Source organism: Acinetobacter sp. GW821-FHT09D10 (genome assembly GCF_059416285.1).
This window is the reverse complement of sequence record NZ_JBWKOW010000007.1, coordinates 132,809-152,579: the sequence shown is the minus strand read 5'-3', so window position 1 is coordinate 152,579 and position 19,771 is coordinate 132,809. Positions and strand designations below refer to the sequence as shown.

The 19,771-nt window shown below is 40.4% G+C and carries 19 protein-coding genes; 5 read left to right on the top strand and 14 right to left on the bottom strand.

Features of this window, described 5'->3' with window-relative positions; genetic code table 11:
- Positions 1–40 precede the first annotated feature (40 nt).
- The 3 genes from AC07M3_RS15500 (at position 41) to AC07M3_RS15490 (ending at position 3,437) form a co-directional block, all read left to right on the top strand.
- Positions 41–1,174 carry an HlyD family secretion protein gene (locus AC07M3_RS15500; protein WP_494567703.1) on the top strand — a complete coding sequence of 378 codons (1,134 nt, stop codon included), beginning with the start codon at positions 41–43 and terminating at the stop codon, positions 1,172–1,174.
- A 64-nt stretch (positions 1,175–1,238) separates the two neighbouring features.
- Complete coding sequence (locus AC07M3_RS15495) at positions 1,239–2,120, top strand: 1-aminocyclopropane-1-carboxylate deaminase/D-cysteine desulfhydrase (RefSeq protein ID WP_494567702.1); 882 nt, start codon at positions 1,239–1,241, stop codon at positions 2,118–2,120.
- Positions 2,121–2,237: 117 nt separating this feature from the next.
- A complete protein-coding gene (locus AC07M3_RS15490; RefSeq protein WP_494567701.1) occupies positions 2,238–3,437 on the top strand; it encodes a BaiN/RdsA family NAD(P)/FAD-dependent oxidoreductase in 1,200 nt (399 codons plus the stop codon).
- A 1-nt stretch (position 3,438) separates the two neighbouring features.
- On the opposite strand, the gene AC07M3_RS15485 is transcribed toward AC07M3_RS15490, so the two are convergent.
- The 3 genes from AC07M3_RS15485 to AC07M3_RS15475 form a co-directional block, all read right to left on the bottom strand.
- Positions 3,439–3,609 carry a hypothetical protein gene (locus tag AC07M3_RS15485; protein ID WP_003653446.1) on the bottom strand — a complete coding sequence of 57 codons (171 nt, stop codon included), beginning with the start codon at positions 3,607–3,609 and terminating at the stop codon, positions 3,439–3,441.
- Between the two features lie 128 nt (positions 3,610–3,737).
- Positions 3,738–5,402, bottom strand: a complete 1,665-nt coding sequence (locus AC07M3_RS15480; protein WP_494567700.1) for a mechanosensitive ion channel — start codon at positions 5,400–5,402, stop codon at positions 3,738–3,740.
- Between the two features lie 221 nt (positions 5,403–5,623).
- Positions 5,624–5,857: a hypothetical protein gene (locus AC07M3_RS15475; RefSeq protein ID WP_045436523.1), complete on the bottom strand. Its 234-nt coding sequence runs from the start codon at positions 5,855–5,857 to the stop codon at positions 5,624–5,626.
- A gap of 290 nt (positions 5,858–6,147) precedes the next feature.
- Between AC07M3_RS15475 and AC07M3_RS15470 the strand changes: the two genes are divergently transcribed.
- On the top strand, positions 6,148–6,567 hold the full coding sequence (locus tag AC07M3_RS15470) for a hypothetical protein (protein WP_171056780.1): 420 nt from the start codon (positions 6,148–6,150) through the stop codon (positions 6,565–6,567).
- A 48-nt stretch (positions 6,568–6,615) separates the two neighbouring features.
- On the opposite strand, the gene AC07M3_RS15465 is transcribed toward AC07M3_RS15470, so the two are convergent.
- Positions 6,616–7,377, bottom strand: coding sequence for a ferredoxin--NADP reductase (locus tag AC07M3_RS15465; RefSeq protein ID WP_494567699.1), 762 nt, complete (start codon positions 7,375–7,377; stop codon positions 6,616–6,618).
- Between the two features lie 86 nt (positions 7,378–7,463).
- Here AC07M3_RS15465 and gigC point away from each other — a divergent pair, with 86 nt between their 5' ends.
- A complete protein-coding gene (gene gigC / locus AC07M3_RS15460) occupies positions 7,464–8,348 on the top strand; it encodes a LysR family transcriptional regulator GigC (RefSeq protein ID WP_494567698.1) in 885 nt (294 codons plus the stop codon).
- Between the two features lie 195 nt (positions 8,349–8,543).
- Here gigC and AC07M3_RS15455 read toward each other — a convergent pair whose 3' ends face one another.
- The 10 genes from AC07M3_RS15455 to nuoG form a co-directional block, all read right to left on the bottom strand.
- Positions 8,544–8,837: a cold shock domain-containing protein gene (locus AC07M3_RS15455; protein ID WP_005042841.1), complete on the bottom strand. Its 294-nt coding sequence runs from the start codon at positions 8,835–8,837 to the stop codon at positions 8,544–8,546.
- 117 nt (positions 8,838–8,954) lie between these two features.
- A complete protein-coding gene (gene upp / locus AC07M3_RS15450) occupies positions 8,955–9,590 on the bottom strand; it encodes a uracil phosphoribosyltransferase (protein ID WP_003653460.1) in 636 nt (211 codons plus the stop codon).
- Positions 9,591–9,690: 100 nt separating this feature from the next.
- Positions 9,691–11,187, bottom strand: coding sequence for an NADH-quinone oxidoreductase subunit NuoN (gene nuoN / locus AC07M3_RS15445; RefSeq protein ID WP_003653461.1), 1,497 nt, complete (start codon positions 11,185–11,187; stop codon positions 9,691–9,693).
- A gap of 2 nt (positions 11,188–11,189) precedes the next feature.
- Positions 11,190–12,788 carry an NADH-quinone oxidoreductase subunit M gene (gene nuoM / locus AC07M3_RS15440; protein WP_003653463.1) on the bottom strand — a complete coding sequence of 533 codons (1,599 nt, stop codon included), beginning with the start codon at positions 12,786–12,788 and terminating at the stop codon, positions 11,190–11,192.
- A gap of 1 nt (position 12,789) precedes the next feature.
- On the bottom strand, positions 12,790–14,679 hold the full coding sequence (nuoL, locus tag AC07M3_RS15435) for an NADH-quinone oxidoreductase subunit L (RefSeq protein ID WP_003653465.1): 1,890 nt from the start codon (positions 14,677–14,679) through the stop codon (positions 12,790–12,792).
- Positions 14,676–14,984 carry an NADH-quinone oxidoreductase subunit NuoK gene (gene nuoK / locus AC07M3_RS15430; protein ID WP_003653467.1) on the bottom strand — a complete coding sequence of 103 codons (309 nt, stop codon included), beginning with the start codon at positions 14,982–14,984 and terminating at the stop codon, positions 14,676–14,678. Before nuoK ends, nuoL begins: the two co-directional genes overlap by 4 nt.
- Positions 14,984–15,502, bottom strand: a complete 519-nt coding sequence (nuoJ, locus tag AC07M3_RS15425) for an NADH-quinone oxidoreductase subunit J (protein ID WP_014205902.1) — start codon at positions 15,500–15,502, stop codon at positions 14,984–14,986. The genes nuoK and nuoJ overlap by 1 nt, the downstream gene beginning before the upstream one ends.
- Positions 15,502–16,044 (bottom strand): NADH-quinone oxidoreductase subunit NuoI, encoded by a 543-nt coding sequence (gene nuoI / locus AC07M3_RS15420; protein ID WP_003653469.1) that lies wholly within the window; start codon positions 16,042–16,044, stop codon positions 15,502–15,504. The genes nuoJ and nuoI overlap by 1 nt, the downstream gene beginning before the upstream one ends.
- A gap of 18 nt (positions 16,045–16,062) precedes the next feature.
- Positions 16,063–17,079, bottom strand: a complete 1,017-nt coding sequence (gene nuoH, locus AC07M3_RS15415; RefSeq protein ID WP_003653472.1) for an NADH-quinone oxidoreductase subunit NuoH — start codon at positions 17,077–17,079, stop codon at positions 16,063–16,065.
- A 3-nt stretch (positions 17,080–17,082) separates the two neighbouring features.
- Positions 17,083–19,767, bottom strand: coding sequence for an NADH-quinone oxidoreductase subunit NuoG (gene nuoG, locus AC07M3_RS15410; protein WP_494567697.1), 2,685 nt, complete (start codon positions 19,765–19,767; stop codon positions 17,083–17,085).
- Positions 19,768–19,771: the final 4 nt, after the last annotated feature.

Genomic DNA, 19,771 nt, shown 5'->3' with positions numbered 1-19,771 from the left:
CGGCTTTCGTATTTGATGAAATAGAAATTGAGATTGATATATGTCAGATGATCAACACAAACCAGAACAAACACCTGCTCAGGCACCTGCCAACGAGCCAACACCAACACCAACACCTGCACCTGCACCTGCAAGTAAACTAATTCCGACCAAACGCTCTACTTTATTGTGGATGTTGCTTGTTCTTATTGTCGGTATTTTAGTGATTTTATGGGCATGGAGAATCGGGCCGTTTGCAACCAGTGTTCAGCAAACTGACAATAGTTATGTCAAAGGTAAAACCACAATTTTATCTTCACAAATTAATGGCTACGTTAAAGATGTAGTAGTTAAAGACTTTGATCATGTCAAAAAAGGTCAAGTGCTCATGCATATTGATGCCACAACTTATGATCAAAAAGTAACGCAAGCAGCTTCTGGGGTTGAACAAGCTAAAAATACTTTGGCCAATCAAACTCAATCGATTGCTCAGAAACAAGCTGATATTGTGGCTGCACAAGCAAAAGTGGATCAAGCAAAAGCTCAATACGAACTCTCTTTAGCACAGCTTAGACGCTATCAACAGTTAGGAAATAGTGGTGCAGCCTCTAAGTCTGAGCAAGATAAAGCCGCGGCAGATGCAGAAAATAATCTTGCAGCCCTTAAACAGGCGGAAGCGAATGTGTTAGTTGCAAATGAAGCGCTTAAAACAGCACAAGTCGCAGAAGCTGGCTTAGAAGCACAAGTTTCAAGCGCTAAAGCACAGTTAGACCAAGCACAAACCACCAAAGATTATAGTGTTATTGTTGCCCCAATGGACGGTCAACTTGGCGAAGTAAACCCTCGTGTTGGGCAATATGTCGCAGCAGGGTCGCAGTTACTCTACCTCATTCCCCAGCAAACTTGGGTGATTGCCAATTTCAAAGAAACCCAGATTGCCAATATGCGGATTGGACAAAAGGCATGGTTTACAGTCGATGCCATGAAACACAAAAAATTTACAGGACATGTTGAGCAAATCTCTCCTGCAGCGGGTTCTGAGTTCAGTGTATTAAAACCTGACAATGCAACAGGTAACTTTACCAAAGTTGTTCAACGTATTGCTGTGCGCATCACCATAGACCCAAATCAAAAAGGAATGGAACATTTACGTCCAGGTATGTCAGTAGTTACTTCTGTCGATACAAACTCGTAAACAGCTTTTTAAAGTTCTATTTAAAAAGTTACAATGTGATCAATCATTATTTTCTCAATTTCTAATGTTTGATCACATTGCTCAATCCGTTCCTTATCAACATATTCAACTACCCTATCCCCTGCATCTCGACATTAAGCGGTTAGATCTAATTCACCCTCAAATCTCGGGGAATAAATTTTTCAAACTAAAATACAATCTACTTGCAGCAAAGCAACAAGAATTATCACGCGTTTTGACTTTTGGTGGAGCTTATTCAAATCACATTGCTGCAACTGCGTATGCAGCTCATCTTTTTGGCTTTAAAAGTATAGGCATTATTCGTGGGGAAGAGTTAGCTGGCAAACCTCTTAACCCTACTTTAGCAAAAGCTCAAAGTTTAGGAATGCATTTACTTTTTGTCTCGCGCACTGAATATCGTTTGAAAGATGATGCAAACTATCTTCAACAATTACACAACCAATTTCCTGAAACTTTCATTATTCCTGAAGGCGGTTCTAATGAGCTAGCCGTACAAGGTTGTCAGGAAATTCTCAGTCAAAGTGATTTACAGAACTATGATGTAATTTGCTGTGCCGTCGGAACTGGAGGGACTATTTCAGGGCTGATTGAACGAAGTGCACCACATCAAAAGGTTCTAGGATTTTCAGCATTAAAAGGCGACTTTCTACAACAAGATATTATGCAGTGGACTAAAAAACAGAATTGGTCACTGACAGATGTCTACTGCTGTGGTGGTTATGCTAAAACCTCACCTGAGTTATTCGCATTTATCCAAAATTTTGAAGAGCAATACGCTGTACCCCTTGAACCGATCTATACGGGAAAAATGATGTTCGGTCTGTTTGACCTTATCAAAAATAATTACTTCTCTGAAGGAACTCGTATTCTGGCAATTCATTCTGGCGGTTTACAGGCTGATATAAGAAACAAGCTAAGCTACTGATTCATTAATTTTTAGGAGATATTGCTCCTCATACCAATAAATGTCTTTAGCATGAGCAAGTGTCGGCATGATAGTATATGCCCCTTTTTAATTTTCAAGATTAATCGAGAATATCTTATGTCTAACAGTCATGTCGATGTCATTGTCTTAGGTGCAGGTGCTTCTGGACTCATGTTGGCTGCACATGCTGCTAAACGCGGGCGCTCGGTTTTAATTTTAGAAAAAGCCAATAAAATTGGTAAAAAGATTTTAATGTCAGGTGGTGGTAAGTGTAACTTTACCAATCTGTATGTCGAACCTGATAACTATATTTCTCATAATCCGCACTTTGTTATTTCTGCCCTGTCACGTTATAGCAACTGGGACTTTATCGGTTTGGTCTGTGATTATAAAATTGCCTATGAAGAGCGTAAACACGGGCAATTATTTACGCTAAACGGCGCTAAAGAAATTTTAGAAATGCTGGTGAGTGAGTGTAATAAAACTAAAAATGTAGATATTCAAACCCATTGCGAAGTTGGACAAATTACCCCCTTAGAAAAAGTTGGGTTTTCACTAAACACCAATCAAGGACATTACACTTGTGATTCCTTAGTGATTGCGACAGGGGGCTTATCGATTCCAACATTAGGCGGTTCTGGTTTTGGCTATGAACTGGCACAAAAATTTGGACATCAGGTTTTCCCAACTCGTGCAGGTTTAGTTCCATTTACTTTTTCAGATCATATTAAAGAAGTTACCACACGCTTAAGTGGTAACGCTTTGGATGTGACGTTAAGCAACTCAAAAAATAGCTTTACTGAAGCATTATTATTTACTCATCGTGGTTTGAGTGGACCAAGTTCTTTACAGCTTTCGAACTATTGGAATTCAGGAGAAAGTTTTAAAATTGACTTTTTCCCAAGCCAAGATTTAGCGACTTATTTAAAAGATAAAAAGAAAACACAGCCTAAAGTTTTATTACGTACTCTTCTTAATGAGTTTACTGCCAAAAGTATCATCCAAGAGTTACAACAACTCATATGGTCGGAGCAGAGCGAAACAGCGATTGGTAATATCAGTGATGTACAGCTAGATCATATTGCCGAGCAATTACATGGCTTCGCAGTTAAACCATCTGGAACAGAAGGATATCGTACCGCTGAGGTTACTTTAGGCGGAATAGATACAACAGAAGTATCTTCCAAGACTATGGAAAGTAAAAAGCAGAAAGGATTGTTTTTTGTTGGCGAAGTACTCGATGTAACTGGCCATTTAGGTGGCTACAACTTCCAGTGGGCCTGGTCTTCTGCCTATGCTGCTGCCCAATACGTATAAGCTAATTTGAGTTTTTCGAACTATTTGATGCGTTCTGTGAATCTTGCGGCTGGGAAGTAGTCTGTTTCGAGTTTTCTGACTTACTAAATACAAACTTATAAGCACTCGCTAAAAAACCTACCGTAATTCCGGCAATGACAATTGGTGCTAAAAAACGACCTGGTTTCTTCATCGTATTTTCCTCACTTATTTGTTTTTATAACGGCCAAAAAAGAACGACCACTCAATATAGAGTGGTCGAACTTATCACAAAAATCAAAGATTTTTTGTACTGTTTATCTGAAATTCAGTTTAATTCCCTTAAATTTCATCATTTTCGCCCGTAGAACCAAATGGTTTATTCACTGGAGGTTGCGCTGGATTCACCTGCACAGAATCTGCTGGTTTTGCATCAGATGAAACTGTTGATGGTGGAGTGGTTGGCGCAGATGTAGTTGTCGATGAAGCCGCACTAGTCGTACTAGAAGGCGGTTGATAAAGAGGATTTGGTTGATTCGCTTCTTTCTTAGCTTTATCTAACAAATCAGTTAAAAGTCGTTCTGCTGGTTGGCGACCACCTAAACCGAATGCAAGAGCGAAAGCCACTGCAACCGCACCTAGAGTTAAACCAAATGCAAGATTAACAATTGAATCTGCAATACCCATCGCTCTTAAACCAAGCGCAAGTACGAGACCAATAATTAAGACACGAACTAAACTGCCTAACCAACGCGAGCTATTATATTCACCACGTTGAACCACATTCGCTACAACATTCGCTAGCCAGAAACCAATTACTAGAATTACAGCACCCAATAGAATGTTTGCACCAAAATGGATGAACATTGCAATTAGACCACTGATTTGGTCGAAACCAAGACGATCTGCTGCTTCAGATACTGCAAATAGCATGGTAAAGAATACGATTAGGCAACCGACAGCACTAGAAACTTTGGTTTCACCTAAAAAGCGTTGTACATCTAATTTGGCAGGAATTTCATCAACACCAGTGCCTGCAATTAACTCTGCAACCAAACGCCCAACAAAACGAGAAACAATATAAGCAACCAGTAGAATTAAACCAGCCGCAATAATATTTGGAATTGCACGTAAGATTTCATTCAGCATTGCTGTCGCTGGCTGAGAAATTGTTTCAATGCCTAAAGCTTCAAAAGCCACAATCAATGTCGTAATAATAATGATGGCAAAAACAAACGAGCCTAAGAATTTGCCTACATTAGAGCTTTTGAAAAGACCAATTTTTTCCGCTTGAGCCTGAACACCTAAGCTATTAATTAAACCTTCAACAATACCGCGTACAATTTTTGCCAAGATATACCCAACAAAAACGATAACGCCTGCAATAAAGATATTTGGTAAGAAAGCTACTGCTTCATTTACCATATTCTGAACTGGAATCAGTAGACCTGTTAATCCTAATATTGAAAGAACAATCGGAAGGAAAAGTAATAATACAAGCCAGTAAAGAATCTCACCGATATTTTGGCTAATTCCACCTACACCCACTTCACTGCTTAACTTATCATCGAGTTGAGTTCGGGATAAAACATTGGTCACCCCTGCTCTCACCAGTCGAGCAACGATCCAACCAATAAAACCCACCACAACAGCAGCCACAATATTTGGAATATAGACGAGTACCTGATTTACCATATTGCTGAACGGGCCACTTACTCCACTAATGTTAAGTACATTGAGAGCTGCGACAACCGCTAAGATTAAGATAAACCAGAATACGACCTTGGAAATTAAGCCCTCAATATTGGGGGCTCGACCAGTGGCTGAGGATAGTTTTGCATTGGTATTTACTTTTTGTAGTAGCTTTTTCACACCTGCTGCTACCAATAAAGCAATTATCCAACCAACTAATAAGATCACTATTGCAGCCAGAATAGGATGAAACTGATCCCAGTAATACATTGCATCAAATTGAGCGCCGCGAGGCCCATCAAAAAAATCATTCATATTGTTATGTCCTCAATTGTTCTGTTCTTTTCAGTGTTATCTCTAGGAAACACCATTCGTTGTAAAAAATGACGATGAATGTGGTCTATCTCACATTATGTTTTGAATATTTTCTAATCAACACACTTCTGCATAAATACAACAAATTGATGCAAAAGGTTGCAAAAAAGCCTTCAGGTTTACACCTAAAGGCTTGATATCAAGATAAACTGATTCGCTTATTACCCTATATAGGTCTTTAAATTCAAATCTGAACTACCCTTAATTACATGTGGTGTGGTTTCATTTTGAAAAGTTCCCTCTTGTTTAGGAGTCTGGTTGTGGTCAGCAACCATATAAACAATAAGCGCCAGAAGAAAAAGCCCAACAATAATTAAAATATAAACTGGCAATCTTCTTTTTTTAGCAGTTTCTTCAGGACTCGTCACATGAGGTGGTTTTGAAAAATCATGCATCTTCTTTCCCCTCTTCTATTATCATTAACTTTATATTCATCATAGCAATTTGCTTTGTTGCATTGTGTGAAAAAGCATTATGCGAAGGTGTCTGTGATTGCAAAACTCTACTTTTAAAATAATAAGAATAGTATAAAATTTGCACACATTAATTTAGACGATTAAAAATAATTTCTAGTTATTCACGAACTTCGTCTATGTCCCATTTGTAATACAATATGTTTTAGCGCTTACTTTTTAGAAAATAGGCTATAATAAGCCCCCATGTTTTAAAGCTACTCTATTTTATGATGTATCGTCAGCAAAACGTAACTCTTGATCTCGACACTGACGTCACACATCAATGTTATATCCACCAGACAAGAGACGAACATCTCATTGGTATTATTGAATTTAATAAACCAAGTTATGAACTCAAATGGGGTGATCTAGAGTATTTTCGTCGTCGCACTGAAGAATTTTCAGTTATGCCATTTCCTGACTGCATTAACGCTATGATTGTTGATATTCGTAATATCAATATTTTTCTGGACAATGAAGTTCCGATTTTACCTTGGCGTTTACTTGAAGAAGACTGTCCTGTTCGCTTAGTTGTTCCCCAAGACCGTTTAGAACATTATGCAGGCCTTTTTGAACCTACTTGGCTTTCAAGCGATGTAGACAGTGCGATTTCCGAAATTCGTGAATTTATGGATATGTTTGTCCATTAATAAACATATCCATAAAAATAATTTTAAAGTTCTTTTAATTGTCGTTTGTTACCAGTAATTTTCTACTGCAATATTTCCCTCACCTCGACGATTCATCGTCAAACCACGGCGTTTTAAAGCCTCTTTCGTGTCATCTACCATTTGTGGGTTTCCACAAAGCATGACATGGCTTGTTGCGGGGCTCAATTCTATACCAGCAAATTTTTCTAATTCTCCGTTTTCAATCAAAACCGGTAAACGGTCATGTAACTCTGCTGATGGATCACGCGTAATAATTGAAATAAATTTAAAACCGACGTGCCCTTCCCCAAAAGTTTCAGCAATCTCTTGAATACGATCGACATAAGCTAACTCAGCAGCTGTACGTACACTGTAAACCAAATTGATCTTTTGATATTTCGACCATGTATCGAAGTCTTGTAGCATCGATAAAAATGGAGCTAAGCCAGTACCTGTTGCTAATAACCATAAATCATGCGGTAAAGGTTGTTGATAGCGAGCTAAAGTAAGATAACCATAAGGTATTTTTTCTAAATAAAGCTCATCTCCTACCTTCAAATGTTGAAGATTTGAGGTAAATGCGCCATCAGGTACCACGATCGAGAAAAATTCTAGCGTTTCATCAAATGGAGAAGACACCACCGAATAGGCACGAACAACAAGTTCTTCTCCAACTTTCAGTCCAATACGTGCAAATTGCCCAGCAGTAAATTTAAAATGTGCAGGGCGGGTCATGGTGAAACTGAAAAGAGTTGGGGTCCAGCGGTGTACAGATAAAACTTTTTCTACGCTAAATTTTTCAATTGACATGATTTCAACGTGGCATGAAATAGTGCGCTCATGTTAGCATGACAGCCGAAATAATGAATACTTTTAAACGTTAAGGCTTTTTAAACATGCGCATGACATTACGCCAGTTGGCTGTTTTTGTAGCAGTCGCTCAAGAAGGAACTGTCACCAAAGCCAGTGATGCGGTCAGACTGACGCAAAGTGCAGCAAGTATGGCTTTAGCCGATTTAGAGGATGGTCTTGGTGCCCCTCTATTTGATCGTTTAGGTAAACGACTACAACTTAATGATCTTGGTCGCTTTTTATTGCCACAAGCGCTAGAAATATTAGGTCGCTGTGAGGCTTTTGAGCAAGCTGCAAAAGGTGAGTTGCAAAGCATTGATTTACGTATTGGGGCAACTCTAACGATCAGTGATTACCTCATGCCAGATTTAATGGCGAACTTTTTACAATCTCATCCTAAGGCGCACTTGCAATTACAGGTGGGCAATACACGCCAAATGATTGAAGCGGTTAATCAGTTTCAACTTGATTTGGCATTAATTGAAGGCTCGTGTCATCTGCCTCAACTTCAATGCATTCACTGGCGAGATGACGAGCTTGCTGTATGCTGCTCCCCTAATCACCCGCTAGCACGTTTAAATCGACCTTTAACAGCACATGATTTTTATCAAGTTGAATGGATTTTACGTGAAGAAGGTTCGGGAACTCGTGAAGTGTTCGATAATGCTATTTTGCAAGATCTCCCAGACGCTAATATTCGCCTCACACTAGGTCACAATGAAGCAATTTTGAAAATCGTTGCTGGTGGTTTAGGAATGTCTTGTATCTCTAAACTCGCTATTGAACCTTTAATTGAAAAAGAACAATTAGTTATTTTAGATACGCCATTCTGGCAACTTACTCGCCCACTTTACATGTTGGTACATCGTCAAAAATACCAAGGTCCTGGCCTCAAAGCATTCTTACAATTCTGTGAAGAGCAGGTTTAAGACCTGATCTTCTAGTGCCATCTTGAGTTGTTCTCAGATAACTCACCATTCTTTTCATTTTATTATTTATTACTTAAAACAATTAAGGGAAGTTAACACCTCCCTTAATTTTGTATTACTTACTCGTTTCAAACGCGATCAAAAATCTTCTCTGCCAATCTCAGCCCAAGATAGCCTTGAAGATTGAGAACACTATTAACGTCGAAAATGTGATAACAACTCTGTTGTAATCGCTTTATTATGATCGGTAATTTGAGTTTTTTTGGTTTTAGACGGATTAGGATCGATACGTTCAATCTTTATAGCCTTAAATTTCCCCTGATTATCTACAGCGAGAAATTTCACTTTTTCATTTCTTTTCGGCTCCCCTTCTGATGCAGGAAAATCCGAAATATGAAAGAAAATATCTCCTTCAGCCGTTCCAATAAAACCAAATCCTTTGTCTGGATCATATTGTTTAACTTTTCCGGTATAAAACTCTTGCTTCATGATCTTTACCCTACTTTTTCAATACTGTTATTACAGCAGAAAATTAAAAAGAGACTTTCAATCCGCCCTCAAAACTTTACGGTTTGATTAAGTCTCTTTTTATCGTTATTTCAAAAATTAGTCTTTTTGGACACTACCAAAAATTTTATCGCCCGCATCACCTAAACCAGGAACAATATAGCCCTGTTCATTTAAGCCATTATCAATAGATGCTGTATAAATCTGTACATCTGGATGAGCGGCTTCAACTTTAGCAACACCTTCTGGGGCAGCAACTAATACCATAACACGTATATCTTTACAGCCACTTGCCTTTAACACATCAATAGCAGCAACTAATGAATTACCTGTTGCCAACATTGGATCGATAATCATTGCAAGACGATTAGCGACATCTGGAACTAGTTTTTTATAATAAGTACGAACTTCCAATGTTTCTTCATTACGTTCAAGACCTAAAACACTAACCTTTGCACTTGGAATCAGATTAAGTACGCCATCCAACATACCAATTCCTGCACGTAAAATCGGTACAATCGTTATTTTTTTACCAGCAATACGCTGAGTAGTAACAGTTCCGGCCCATCCATTAATTTCACAATCCACAACTGGTAAATCTTTTGTTGCTTCATACGTCAATAACATAGTCACTTCCTGAGCAAGCTCACGGAAATTCTTAGTACTGATGTCAGAACGACGTAACAAACCTAATTTATGACGAATAAGTGGGTGACGAATTTCTTGAATGGCCACAGATGTTACCTAAAAATATAAAAACGTATTTATTATAATCTTTTTTTAATGCCCAATAAAAAAAAGCCTCCAGATTTGGAGGCTTTTTTGTACACTAGGATTATTGTTGTTGTGAAAGCATGAAATGTAATGGAGATAAAATTTCTGCTTTTAATGCCAAATTAATCATTGGATCTGGGTAAACACCCAAAATAATAACTAATGCAGCAGCAGCCAATACCATTAAACCACCTACTTTTTGACCCCAATGAGCATCTGCATCAATACGAGGAGTTTCTGGTGGTGTCATATACATTACAACCATCACACGTAAGTAATAGTACAAACCAATACCACTACCCACAATAATCATTGCAGCCAAGAACCAGTGTTGAGTTGTTACAGCAGCCATTACAACCAAGAACTTACCAATGAAGCCTGCTGTTAATGGAATACCAGCCAAAGATAGCATCATGACTGTTAAAGTTGCTGTAAGTACTGGACGACGCCAGAACAAACCACGGTAGTCTGCAAGACTTTGCGCTTCATCTACGTTGTTATATGGGCTAGACATTAACGCTACCGCACCAAAAGCACCGATAGTTGTTAATACGTAAGACACCACATATACAGTTACGCTACCCAAGCTCGCATAAGTCATGCTAATTAAAGCAATTAACAAATAACCAAAATGAGCAATAGATGAATAACCAAGAATACGTTTTAAGTTAACTTGACGAACAGCGAGTAAGTTACCCACTAAAATCGACAATACTGCAATGATTGTCAAAATAGTGACTAACGAGTCCACCATAATTGCGCCTGAAGCAAGCATATAGCGCACAAACAAACCAATAGTTGCAACTTTAGCAGCGGTCGCCAAGAAAGTTGCCATTGGCGCTGGTGCACCCGCATATACATCTGGTGTCCATTTATGGAATGGCGCAAGCGATAATTTAAATGCAACAGCAAAGATAATGAGTGCTAAACCTAATAACACCATTGGCTGTTTGATTGCACCAAATAACGCCTGTACAGAATCATAGAATGAAAGCGAACCAGTATATGCATAGATATATGCCATACCCATCAACAACATTGCAGAAGCTGTCGCTGAAAGTACAAGATATTTAATACCAGCCTCAAGTGAACTACTACGTTGATAAGTATAAGCAAGTAAGCCATATACAGGAATCGACATTAACTCAAGGCTAATGAAGAACGATGCATAGTGAGAACTTGCAACCATCAACATTGCACCTGCTACTGAAGCAAGTAACAAAAGGTATAGCTCTTCGCGGTTATCTTTATAAGTTTCGATGTAAGCATGAGACAAAGTACAACAAGCCAATGCCGCAATCAAAATCATAAATTGATAGAACATGGTAAATGGATCAACCATAAACATGCCCATCACATTTGCCGGTACAAACTTACCGCCAAATACTGCAAATAAAATATAAAGTGCAGCGAGGTTTAAACCAACCACAGAAGTTGTTGCGATTAAATTATGATTACGCTTAATAGAAATTAACAGCATGACGACGATTGTTGTCAAAGCAACAATCATCACCGGAGCTAAAGGCATAAGCGTAGAGAGTGATACTGTGAAGTTCATGATTATTGGATCTCCACATGGTCAAGTTGAGTAGCTGTTTGCTGAACAGTTTCAACGACTTCTTGAACTGGCATATAACTATTGACCAACCACTGCATGCTTGAATGAGACATATCCAAGAATGTTTGTGGGTAGATACCAAGCCAAACGAGACCAATCGCACAAATCATCAAAATACCAACTTCACGAGCAGATAAGTCTTTTAGTGGACTAGTGTAGTGTTGCTTTTGTTCAGGGTTTGGTTCACCAAATAAAGCACGGTGAATCAAGATCAAGCCATATAAGCCTGCAAATACAAGGCTGATAGAAGCAAGAATCGTGAAGACAGGATATTTATTAAATGAACCCATCAAAATCAGGAATTCACCAATAAAGTTACCCAAACCTGGCACGCCTACAAGAGCAGCTACGAAGAACATCAAGAAAAATGGCAAGTACTGAAGCTGGCCACGAAGACCACCCATTAAACGTAAATCACGTGTATGTAAACGTTCGTAGATCTGACCAGACATAATGAACAATGCAGCTGATGACAAACCATGTGCCAACATCATGATCATTAGACCTTGGAAGGTCAAAATGTTACCTGCGTAAATTGCAAGTAAAATAAAGCCCATGTGTGAAATCGACGTATACGCAAGTAAACGTTTCATGTCAGTTTGCTGGTAAGCACACCATGCGCCGTAGAAAATACCAATCAAACCGAAAATAATCGCAATATCTGCAAACTGAGCAGAAGCTGTCGGGAAGAATGGAATTACAAAACGAAGCAAGCCATAGGCAGCTGTTTTAATCAAGATACCCGCTAAGTCCACAGAACCTGCTGTAGGAGCTTGAGCATGCGCATCCGGCAACCAACCATGTAATGGAAATACTGGTAACTTCACGGCAAAACCAATGAAGAAACAGATCATGAAACCATACGCTAGGTTTGCAGGTAAGTGGTTGGCTACAGCTAATAAATAGTTGTAATCGAAACCGATCATGCCTGTCATCATGTAGCCATAAACTACAAGACCAAGGATACCGATTAACATTACTAAACCAGCGATCTGCGTGTAAAGGAAGAACTTGGTAGCTGCGTAAACACGTGAACGACCGTTTGAACCTTTATGACCCCATAGCGCAATCAGGAAGTAGATTGGTACAAGCATCATCTCCCAGAAGAAGAAGAACAAGAACAAGTCAATCGCTAAGAATACACCGATAACGCCACCTAAACTCCATAAGAGGTTTAAGTGGAAGAAACCAACGTTCTTTTGAATTTCGCCCCATGAACAACCAACAGCAAGTACACCAAGTAATGCTGTTAATAACACCATGAGTAAAGATAAGCCATCCACAGCAAGGTGAATGCCGATACCGAGTGATTGAATCCACGGTAAATAGAACTCAGCAGTCCAAGTTGGGATTTTTGAACCCAACTCATAGCTATAAGTTCCACTTTGCCAAAGTGCAAGACCTAAGCCCAAAGTAATGAGCATACCAATTAAGGCAATCCAGCGTGGCAAAGTTTTGTCGAGCTTATCGACTAACCAACAAATAAAACCAGCAATGAACGGAACAAGAATCAGCGCGGGTAAAATTAAATTGTTTTCCATTTTATTTCCCCACTACCTGAATAACGATCAAGATCATCAATAACACCACTACACCGAGTGACATACTTGATGCGTATTCACGCAATGAACCGGTTTGACGTGAGCTTGTAAAACTATTTCCGCCTTTTACAAGTGCAGGAAGAACTAGCCACAAACTGTCAATCGGGTCACGGCCAAAGATTTTGGCGAAGAATAAATAAGGTTTAACAAAAACGATGTCATACAATGCATCAAAACCAAAAGCAGTACGGCAAATATGTGCCAGACCTGCACCCAAACTTGTTTGAGCGAATGATTTCACTGCACCATAAGCAAATGTAAATAATGCTATACCAACAACTAGACCAACTAGCGCAATTCCTACTGCTAAATGCTCTGCCCCATGCATGCCTTCTACAAATTGTTCAGCCACATGGAATTCAGGAATTTTTGCAGTATTAAGAATACCAGCTACAGGTGCTTTTAATACGGCACCAACAAAAGTAGACAGTACAGCTAAAATACCCAATGGAGCCCAGTAAGTTGCACCTTTAATTTCATGGTAAGGCGTGTTTTCTTGACCAAAGAATACAACCCAGATTAAACGGAATGTATAAATTGAAGTCAGGAATGCACCTGCTACACCCACCCAATATAAGGTGTGGTATAAAGCAACTGATTGGCCTTGTACCCAAACTTCACCAAGAATCGCATCTTTAGAGAAGAAGCCAATGGTCAAGAATGGAATAGCTGCTAATGCACCGCCACCAATCGCGAAACAAGCAAACAGGAATTTGTTACGTTTGAACAAACCACCCATTTTGAAGATATTTTGCTCGTGGTGGTAAGCAAGAATCACCGCACCAGAAGACAAGAATAATAAAGCTTTGAAGAATGCGTGAGCCAACATGTGGAACAAGCCAGCTTGATAAGCTTCAGCACCTACAGCCATAAACATATAACCAAGCTGACTCATTGTTGAGTAAGCCAAGATACGTTTGATGTCTGTTTGAACCAGTGCAGCAAAACCTGCAACTAACAAAGTCACAGCACCTGTTACCGAAATGAATTGCATCACTTCAGGCGCAAGTTCAAATACGCTGAATAGACGGCAGCATAAATACACACCCGCCGTTACCATTGTTGCTGCATGGATTAATGCAGAAACAGGTGTTGGACCTGCCATTGCATCTGCCAACCATGTTTGCAATGGAATTTGAGCAGATTTACCAGCAGCACCCAAGAACAACATTAATGCAGTCCAGATGGTAAGTGACGAACTCTTCGTCATTACTTCTGCTGCGTGTTCAACAATGTACTGAGTATTCAATGTACCAAATTGTTGGTAAAGCAAGAATAAAGCAATAAGCAAGAATACGTCACCTACACGGGTAACTGTAAATGCTTTGATCGCAGCCCAACCATTTGCAGGGTTTGCATAATAGAAACCAATAAGCAAATAAGAGCAAAGACCTACGCCTTCCCAACCTAAGAATAACAACGCTAAGTTGTCACCCAATACAAGCACAAGCATGCTGGCAACAAATAGGTTGAAATAAGAGAAGAAGCGCGCATAACCTTCTTCACCGCGCATGTACCATGATGCAAAGATGTGGATTAAGAAACCAACACCCGTAACCATGCCCATCATGAGTAAAGATAAGCCATCTAAATGTAAGCTAATGCCCGGTGCAAAACCGCCAACATTGAACCATGTCCACAGATTTTGAACAAAAACTTGCTGACCACTTGTGGTAAATGCCATTCCAGCAATCAATGCAAATAATGCAGATAAACCTACAGAACCCACACCAATAATTGCTGCAACATTTTCAGAGAGTTTGTCTCGTCCTGCCGCCAATAAAATAAAACCGATTAGCGGAAATAATACTGTTAGATATAAATAACTCATCCGCGCATCTCACTAGCAGCATCCACATCCAAATGATGGAAGCGATGATAGAACTGAAGGACAATCGCAAGACCGATACATGCCTCTGCTGCTGCAAGGGTCAAAATCAGAATGAACATAACTTGTCCATCTGGTTGTGCCCATACGCTACCCGCAAGAACAAATGCCAATGCAGCAGCATTCATCATGACCTCAAGGCTCATTAACATAAATAATAGGTTGCGTCGCACCATTACACCGTAAAAACCGAGTGCAAAAAGGATGGTTGCAACAATCAAACCATGTTCTAAAGGAATCTGGCCCATTATTCTTTTTCCTCTTCTGCACCTGGTTCACGTTTACCTAAGTGGTATGCTGCAACAAGGGCTGCTAGCAATAACATCGCGGCAACTTCAACCAATAGTAAATAGTGAGTAAAGAGTGCTTGACCAACTACTTTTGGTCCAATCACTTGTGCCCCAAGTGGTGCTGAAATTGTGGTGTATTCACCACCAAGCATCCAAACCAAAAGCAAGCCGAGTAAGAAACTCATGAGTGCTGGATATGCCCAAGCATCTGAAGAAAGCCATTTACGTTCTTGTTCTACAGTGTGTTGACCTAAATTCAACATCATCACCACGAAGACAAACAGAACCATAATTGCTCCGGCATAAACAATGATTTCAAGAGCACCTGCAAAAGGCGCCCCCACGATCATGAAAATACCAGCAACAGCAAGCAATGAAACAATTAGACTAAGTAAAGCGTGTACAGGGTTCGTGTTAGTCACTACACGAACCGTAGAAACGATGGCCACGAGTGCCATCAAATAAAACGGCCACATCATGGTAATAGACTCCGTACATCGATTGGTGCACTTTCTTTCTGCGCCTGACCTTTCTCTTTACCGTTAATTGCCATACCAGCTACACGGTAGAAGTTGTAGTCTGGGTATTTACCCGGACCTGAAATGAGTAAGTTTTCTTTCTCATAAACCAAGTCTTGACGTACATATTCACCAAGTTCGAAATCTGGTGTCATCTGAATCGCAGTTGTTGGGCAAGCTTCTTCACACATACCACAGAAAATACAACGTGAAAAGTTGATACGGAAAAATTCCGGATACCAACGTCCATCTTCTGTTTCTGCTTTTTGTAATGAGATACAGCCAACCGGACACGCAACCGCACATAGGTTACATGCCACACAACGCTCTTCCCCATCTGGGTCACGCGTCAACACAATACGACCACGAAAGCGTGGCGGCACAATCTGTTCAGCCGGTACTTCTGGATATAGAATCGTGTCACGTTTACGCGTTACATGGCTAAATACCATAAATAACGAACGTACAATCGATCCGAATCCAGCTAGAAATTTATACATTTTGTACTCCCTGCTGTCCTAGGCCTGATTCATCAGAATCACAGCACCAGTCACTAACAAGTTGACCAACGCCAATGGCAAACAAATTTTCCAACCAAAGTTCATGACTTGGTCATAACGTGGGCGCATTAAAGAACCACGAGCCAAAACAAACATCATTACAAAGAATGCTGTTTTAATCACAAACCAGAATACTGGCGGAACAAATGGAATTTCTAAATTGAATGGCGCTAACCAGCCACCGAAGAATAAAGTTACGATCAATGCAGAAATAAGTACCACGTTGACATATTCAGCAACGAAGAACATCCCCCATTTCATACCACCATATTCAACATGGTAACCTTCAGCCAATTCTTGTTCTGCTTCCGGTTGGTCAAATGGATGACGGTGAGTTACCGCAACCCCAGCAACCACAAAAATCAAGAAACCTAAGAATTGTGGAATGACGAACCAAACATCGCGTTGTGCTTCAACAATTTCACGAAGGTTAAATGAGCCTGCAATTGCAACCACACCCATCAATGAGATACCCAAGAACACTTCATAAGAAATGGTTTGAGCAGCTGAACGTAAACCACCAAGCAATGAGTATTTGTTATTTGAAGCCCAGCCACCAAACAATACTGCATAGACTGCAATACCAGCCATTGCCATAAAGAACAACAAACCGATACTCATGTCGGCAACACCCAGTGAAGGACTCACCGGGATAACCATGAATGAAAGAACCGCTGTTGCCATTGCAACAGCTGGTGCTAAACGGAATGTAAGTTTGTCAGCAAATTTTGGTGTCCAGTCTTCTTTGAACATGATCTTGAGCATGTCGGCAACGATCTGGAACATACCACCAGGACCAACACGGTTTGGACCATAACGGTCTTGCCACAAAGCAAGCAAACGACGTTCAATAAAAGACATCAACGCTGCAACTAAAACAACCACAAGCAAAATCACAACTGCTTGAACTACAGCGTAGGCAATTGGCCAGTTCTCAGCCCAAAGTGGCGTTTGACGTATAATTTCTTGATTCATGAATTACACTCCTAAAGCCACTGAAACAGGCTCAGCTAGTGACACCATTGGTGCTAAACCAACTGGGTAACCAATATAACCTGTAGGTAAATATTCAATTACTTGTACAGGCAAGTTCACACTGGTTTCGCCTGCTTTTACTGTAATACGTTGACCTTCTTGAAGGTTCAAACGAGTTGCATCTTGTTCGCCCACTGCAAACATAGCTTCTGGAATACGAGTTTCCATTGCAGGTGTTTTAGTTGTGAATTCACCAGAACCAAAAATATGATGCATTGGCACTAAGCGGAAACTTTCAGGGTTTGCAACTACCGCTACTGGAGCAACATAGCTACGTGCAGGGCGTTTTGCCAAGCGATCGAATAAACGAACACCTGAATCACCACCTTTTAAGTGACCACCCACTTCATCTTGGTATTTGTTCCAAGATTGTGGAGAGTTCCAGCCCGGAGCCCATGCAAATGGTACTAATGATGATGCTTTTTGCGGACCAACATAACCTTCCATTGAGAATGTTAATGCTGAATCTAGATCTGTAGGCTGTTTAGGCTCATGAACCGATAACGACGCACGCATTGCTGTACGACCTGAATAACGACGTGGTTCACGTGCAATTTTCAAACCATGTACACGGTAACCTGCATCAGGTGCCACATCTTGAATAGCTTCAAGTACTGGTACATTTTTTACGATGCTTTCAATCACATCATCAAGCAATGTCCAGTCTACAGCTTTACCTTTAATGCCAGTTTCAATGGCATGTAACCAACGCCATGATTCTTTAATTGCGTACTCAGGTTTGTAGTAACTTGGATCGTAAACTTGATAGAAACGCTGTGCACGACCTTCTTGGCTTACAACCGTACCGTCACCTTCGGCAAAGCTTGCTGCTGAAAGTACAATATCAGCCTGTTTCACAGTTTCAGTTTCACTGTGATCAAGCACAATTACTGTTTCAGCTTTATCAAGTGCAGCCTGCACTTGTACAGCAGGTAAGCGACGGAACAAGTCATTTTCAACAATAACAAGTGTGTCGTAGTCTTGAGCAAATGCTTGTTCGAGGCTTAAGCCACCAAACAATGCCAAGCCCATCGAGTTCACTTCAGGAACAACAAGACTTAAACCAGCTTTAGAACCTAAGTTCTGAGTCAACTCAGCCGCAGCTTCCATAATAGAAGCATCTTGCAAGCTAGTACCCGCAATGATTAATGGCTTGTTTGCTGCTTTTAACGTATCAGCAATGGTTTGAGCAAATGCTTTTGCATCGTCATCTAAACCATTCACTGTTTCGCCTTTCACTGCCGCAGCTACTGCAAAACCTAAACGAGCAATGTCATTTGGAGAAGCAACAACTTCACCAGTTGCAACATCGGCAAGACGAGTTTGAGTTGCAGCCAAGATATAGATCGGAGATTTTGCTTCTTGACCAATACGTTGTACAGGCTCAGCTAACCAGTCTGGCGTACGTGTTTTTGCAGCCATTTCACGAGCTTTGTTTTTCGCAGCTTGACGAACTGACAAGGCCATACGTGGTGCTGTTTGAGTCAGGTCTTCACCTAAAATCAGAACAGCATCATAGCTTTCGATTTCACGCATGTTCGGGTTATAAATGCCCTCGGTTTGCATGATAGATGCAGCAAGTTCAACAAGGTTTTGCTCTTTTTGCGCAACACCAGTTGAATAATTTGCCTGACCTACAAGCTCACGTAATGCATAGTTCGATTCCAAGCTTGCGCGCGGAGAACCGATACCCAAAACTTTTTTGCCTTGAAGCTTCGCAATCGTTTGATCTAAAGCTTGATCGACAGAAACAGTTGCAACAGTTTCACTGTTACGGAACTGAGGCTGACGTGGACGATCTGCACGGTTTACATAACCTGTGCCAAAACGACCTTTATCACAAAGGAAGTATTGGTTAACTGAACCATTGAAACGGTTTTCTACGCGACGGATTTCACCATAACGTTCACCCGGAGAAATGTTACAGCCAGAAGAACAGCCTTGACACACGCTTGGTGCATACTGCATGTCCCATTTACGGTTATAACGCTCTGAATGTGTCTTATCAGTGAATACACCTGTTGGACATACTTCAGTCAAGTTACCCGAGAATTCAGACTCTAAAGTACCTGATTCAGGACGACCAAAATACACACGAGATGCATTGGCATACACACCAAAGTCCGTACCGCCCGCATAGTCGTTGTAGTAACGAACACAACGGTAACAAGCAATACAGCGGTTCATTTCATGTGCAATGAATGAACCAAGTTCTTGGTTGTAATGCGTACGCTTTGTAAAACGGTAGCGACGACGGTCATGACCAGTCATCACAGTCATATCTTGTAAATGACAGTGACCACCCTCTTCACAGACTGGACAGTCGTGCGGGTGATTCGTCATCAAAAATTCAACAATAGATGCACGGAAATCTGTTGCTTCTTTGTCTTCAATCGAGATATAGGTATTGTCAGATGCTGGTGTCATGCATGACATGACTAAACGACCACGCGTATCTTCTGGATTCGCATATTGCGTAACAGCACATTGACGGCAAGAACCAACCGAACCTAAGGATGGATGCCAACAAAAATATGGGATGTCGATGCCCAGACTCAAACATGCTTGTAGCAAGTTTTCCGAGCCGTTGACTTCATACGATTTTCCATCGACATGAATTGTAGCCATAAGT

Excerpts from the sequence above, each read along its gene's own strand:
- gigC (WP_494567698.1), top strand. The coding sequence starts at position 7,464 with ATGCGCATGACATTACGCCAGTTGGCTGTTTTTGTAGCAGTCGCTCAA.
- AC07M3_RS15495 (WP_494567702.1), top strand. The coding sequence starts at position 1,239 with ATGTTTGATCACATTGCTCAATCCGTTCCTTATCAACATATTCAACTA.
- AC07M3_RS15475 (WP_045436523.1), bottom strand. The coding sequence starts at position 5,857 with ATGCATGATTTTTCAAAACCACCTCATGTGACGAGTCCTGAAGAAACT.
- AC07M3_RS15455 (WP_005042841.1), bottom strand. The coding sequence starts at position 8,837 with ATGAAGCAAGAGTTTTATACCGGAAAAGTTAAACAATATGATCCAGAC.
- nuoJ (WP_014205902.1), bottom strand. The coding sequence starts at position 15,502 with ATGTGGCCGTTTTATTTGATGGCACTCGTGGCCATCGTTTCTACGGTT.
- nuoG (WP_494567697.1), bottom strand. The coding sequence starts at position 19,767 with ATGGCTACAATTCATGTCGATGGAAAATCGTATGAAGTCAACGGCTCG.
- nuoH (WP_003653472.1), bottom strand. The coding sequence starts at position 17,079 with ATGAATCAAGAAATTATACGTCAAACGCCACTTTGGGCTGAGAACTGG.
- nuoK (WP_003653467.1), bottom strand. The coding sequence starts at position 14,984 with ATGGGCCAGATTCCTTTAGAACATGGTTTGATTGTTGCAACCATCCTT.
- nuoM (WP_003653463.1), bottom strand. The coding sequence starts at position 12,788 with ATGGAAAACAATTTAATTTTACCCGCGCTGATTCTTGTTCCGTTCATT.
- AC07M3_RS15485 (WP_003653446.1), bottom strand. The coding sequence starts at position 3,609 with ATGAAGAAACCAGGTCGTTTTTTAGCACCAATTGTCATTGCCGGAATT.
- nuoN (WP_003653461.1), bottom strand. The coding sequence starts at position 11,187 with ATGAACTTCACAGTATCACTCTCTACGCTTATGCCTTTAGCTCCGGTG.
- AC07M3_RS15500 (WP_494567703.1), top strand. The coding sequence starts at position 41 with ATGTCAGATGATCAACACAAACCAGAACAAACACCTGCTCAGGCACCT.
- AC07M3_RS15465 (WP_494567699.1), bottom strand. The coding sequence starts at position 7,377 with ATGTCAATTGAAAAATTTAGCGTAGAAAAAGTTTTATCTGTACACCGC.
- nuoL (WP_003653465.1), bottom strand. The coding sequence starts at position 14,679 with ATGAGTTATTTATATCTAACAGTATTATTTCCGCTAATCGGTTTTATT.
- AC07M3_RS15490 (WP_494567701.1), top strand. The coding sequence starts at position 2,238 with ATGTCTAACAGTCATGTCGATGTCATTGTCTTAGGTGCAGGTGCTTCT.
- nuoI (WP_003653469.1), bottom strand. The coding sequence starts at position 16,044 with ATGTATAAATTTCTAGCTGGATTCGGATCGATTGTACGTTCGTTATTT.
- AC07M3_RS15470 (WP_171056780.1), top strand. The coding sequence starts at position 6,148 with ATGTATCGTCAGCAAAACGTAACTCTTGATCTCGACACTGACGTCACA.
- AC07M3_RS15480 (WP_494567700.1), bottom strand. The coding sequence starts at position 5,402 with ATGAATGATTTTTTTGATGGGCCTCGCGGCGCTCAATTTGATGCAATG.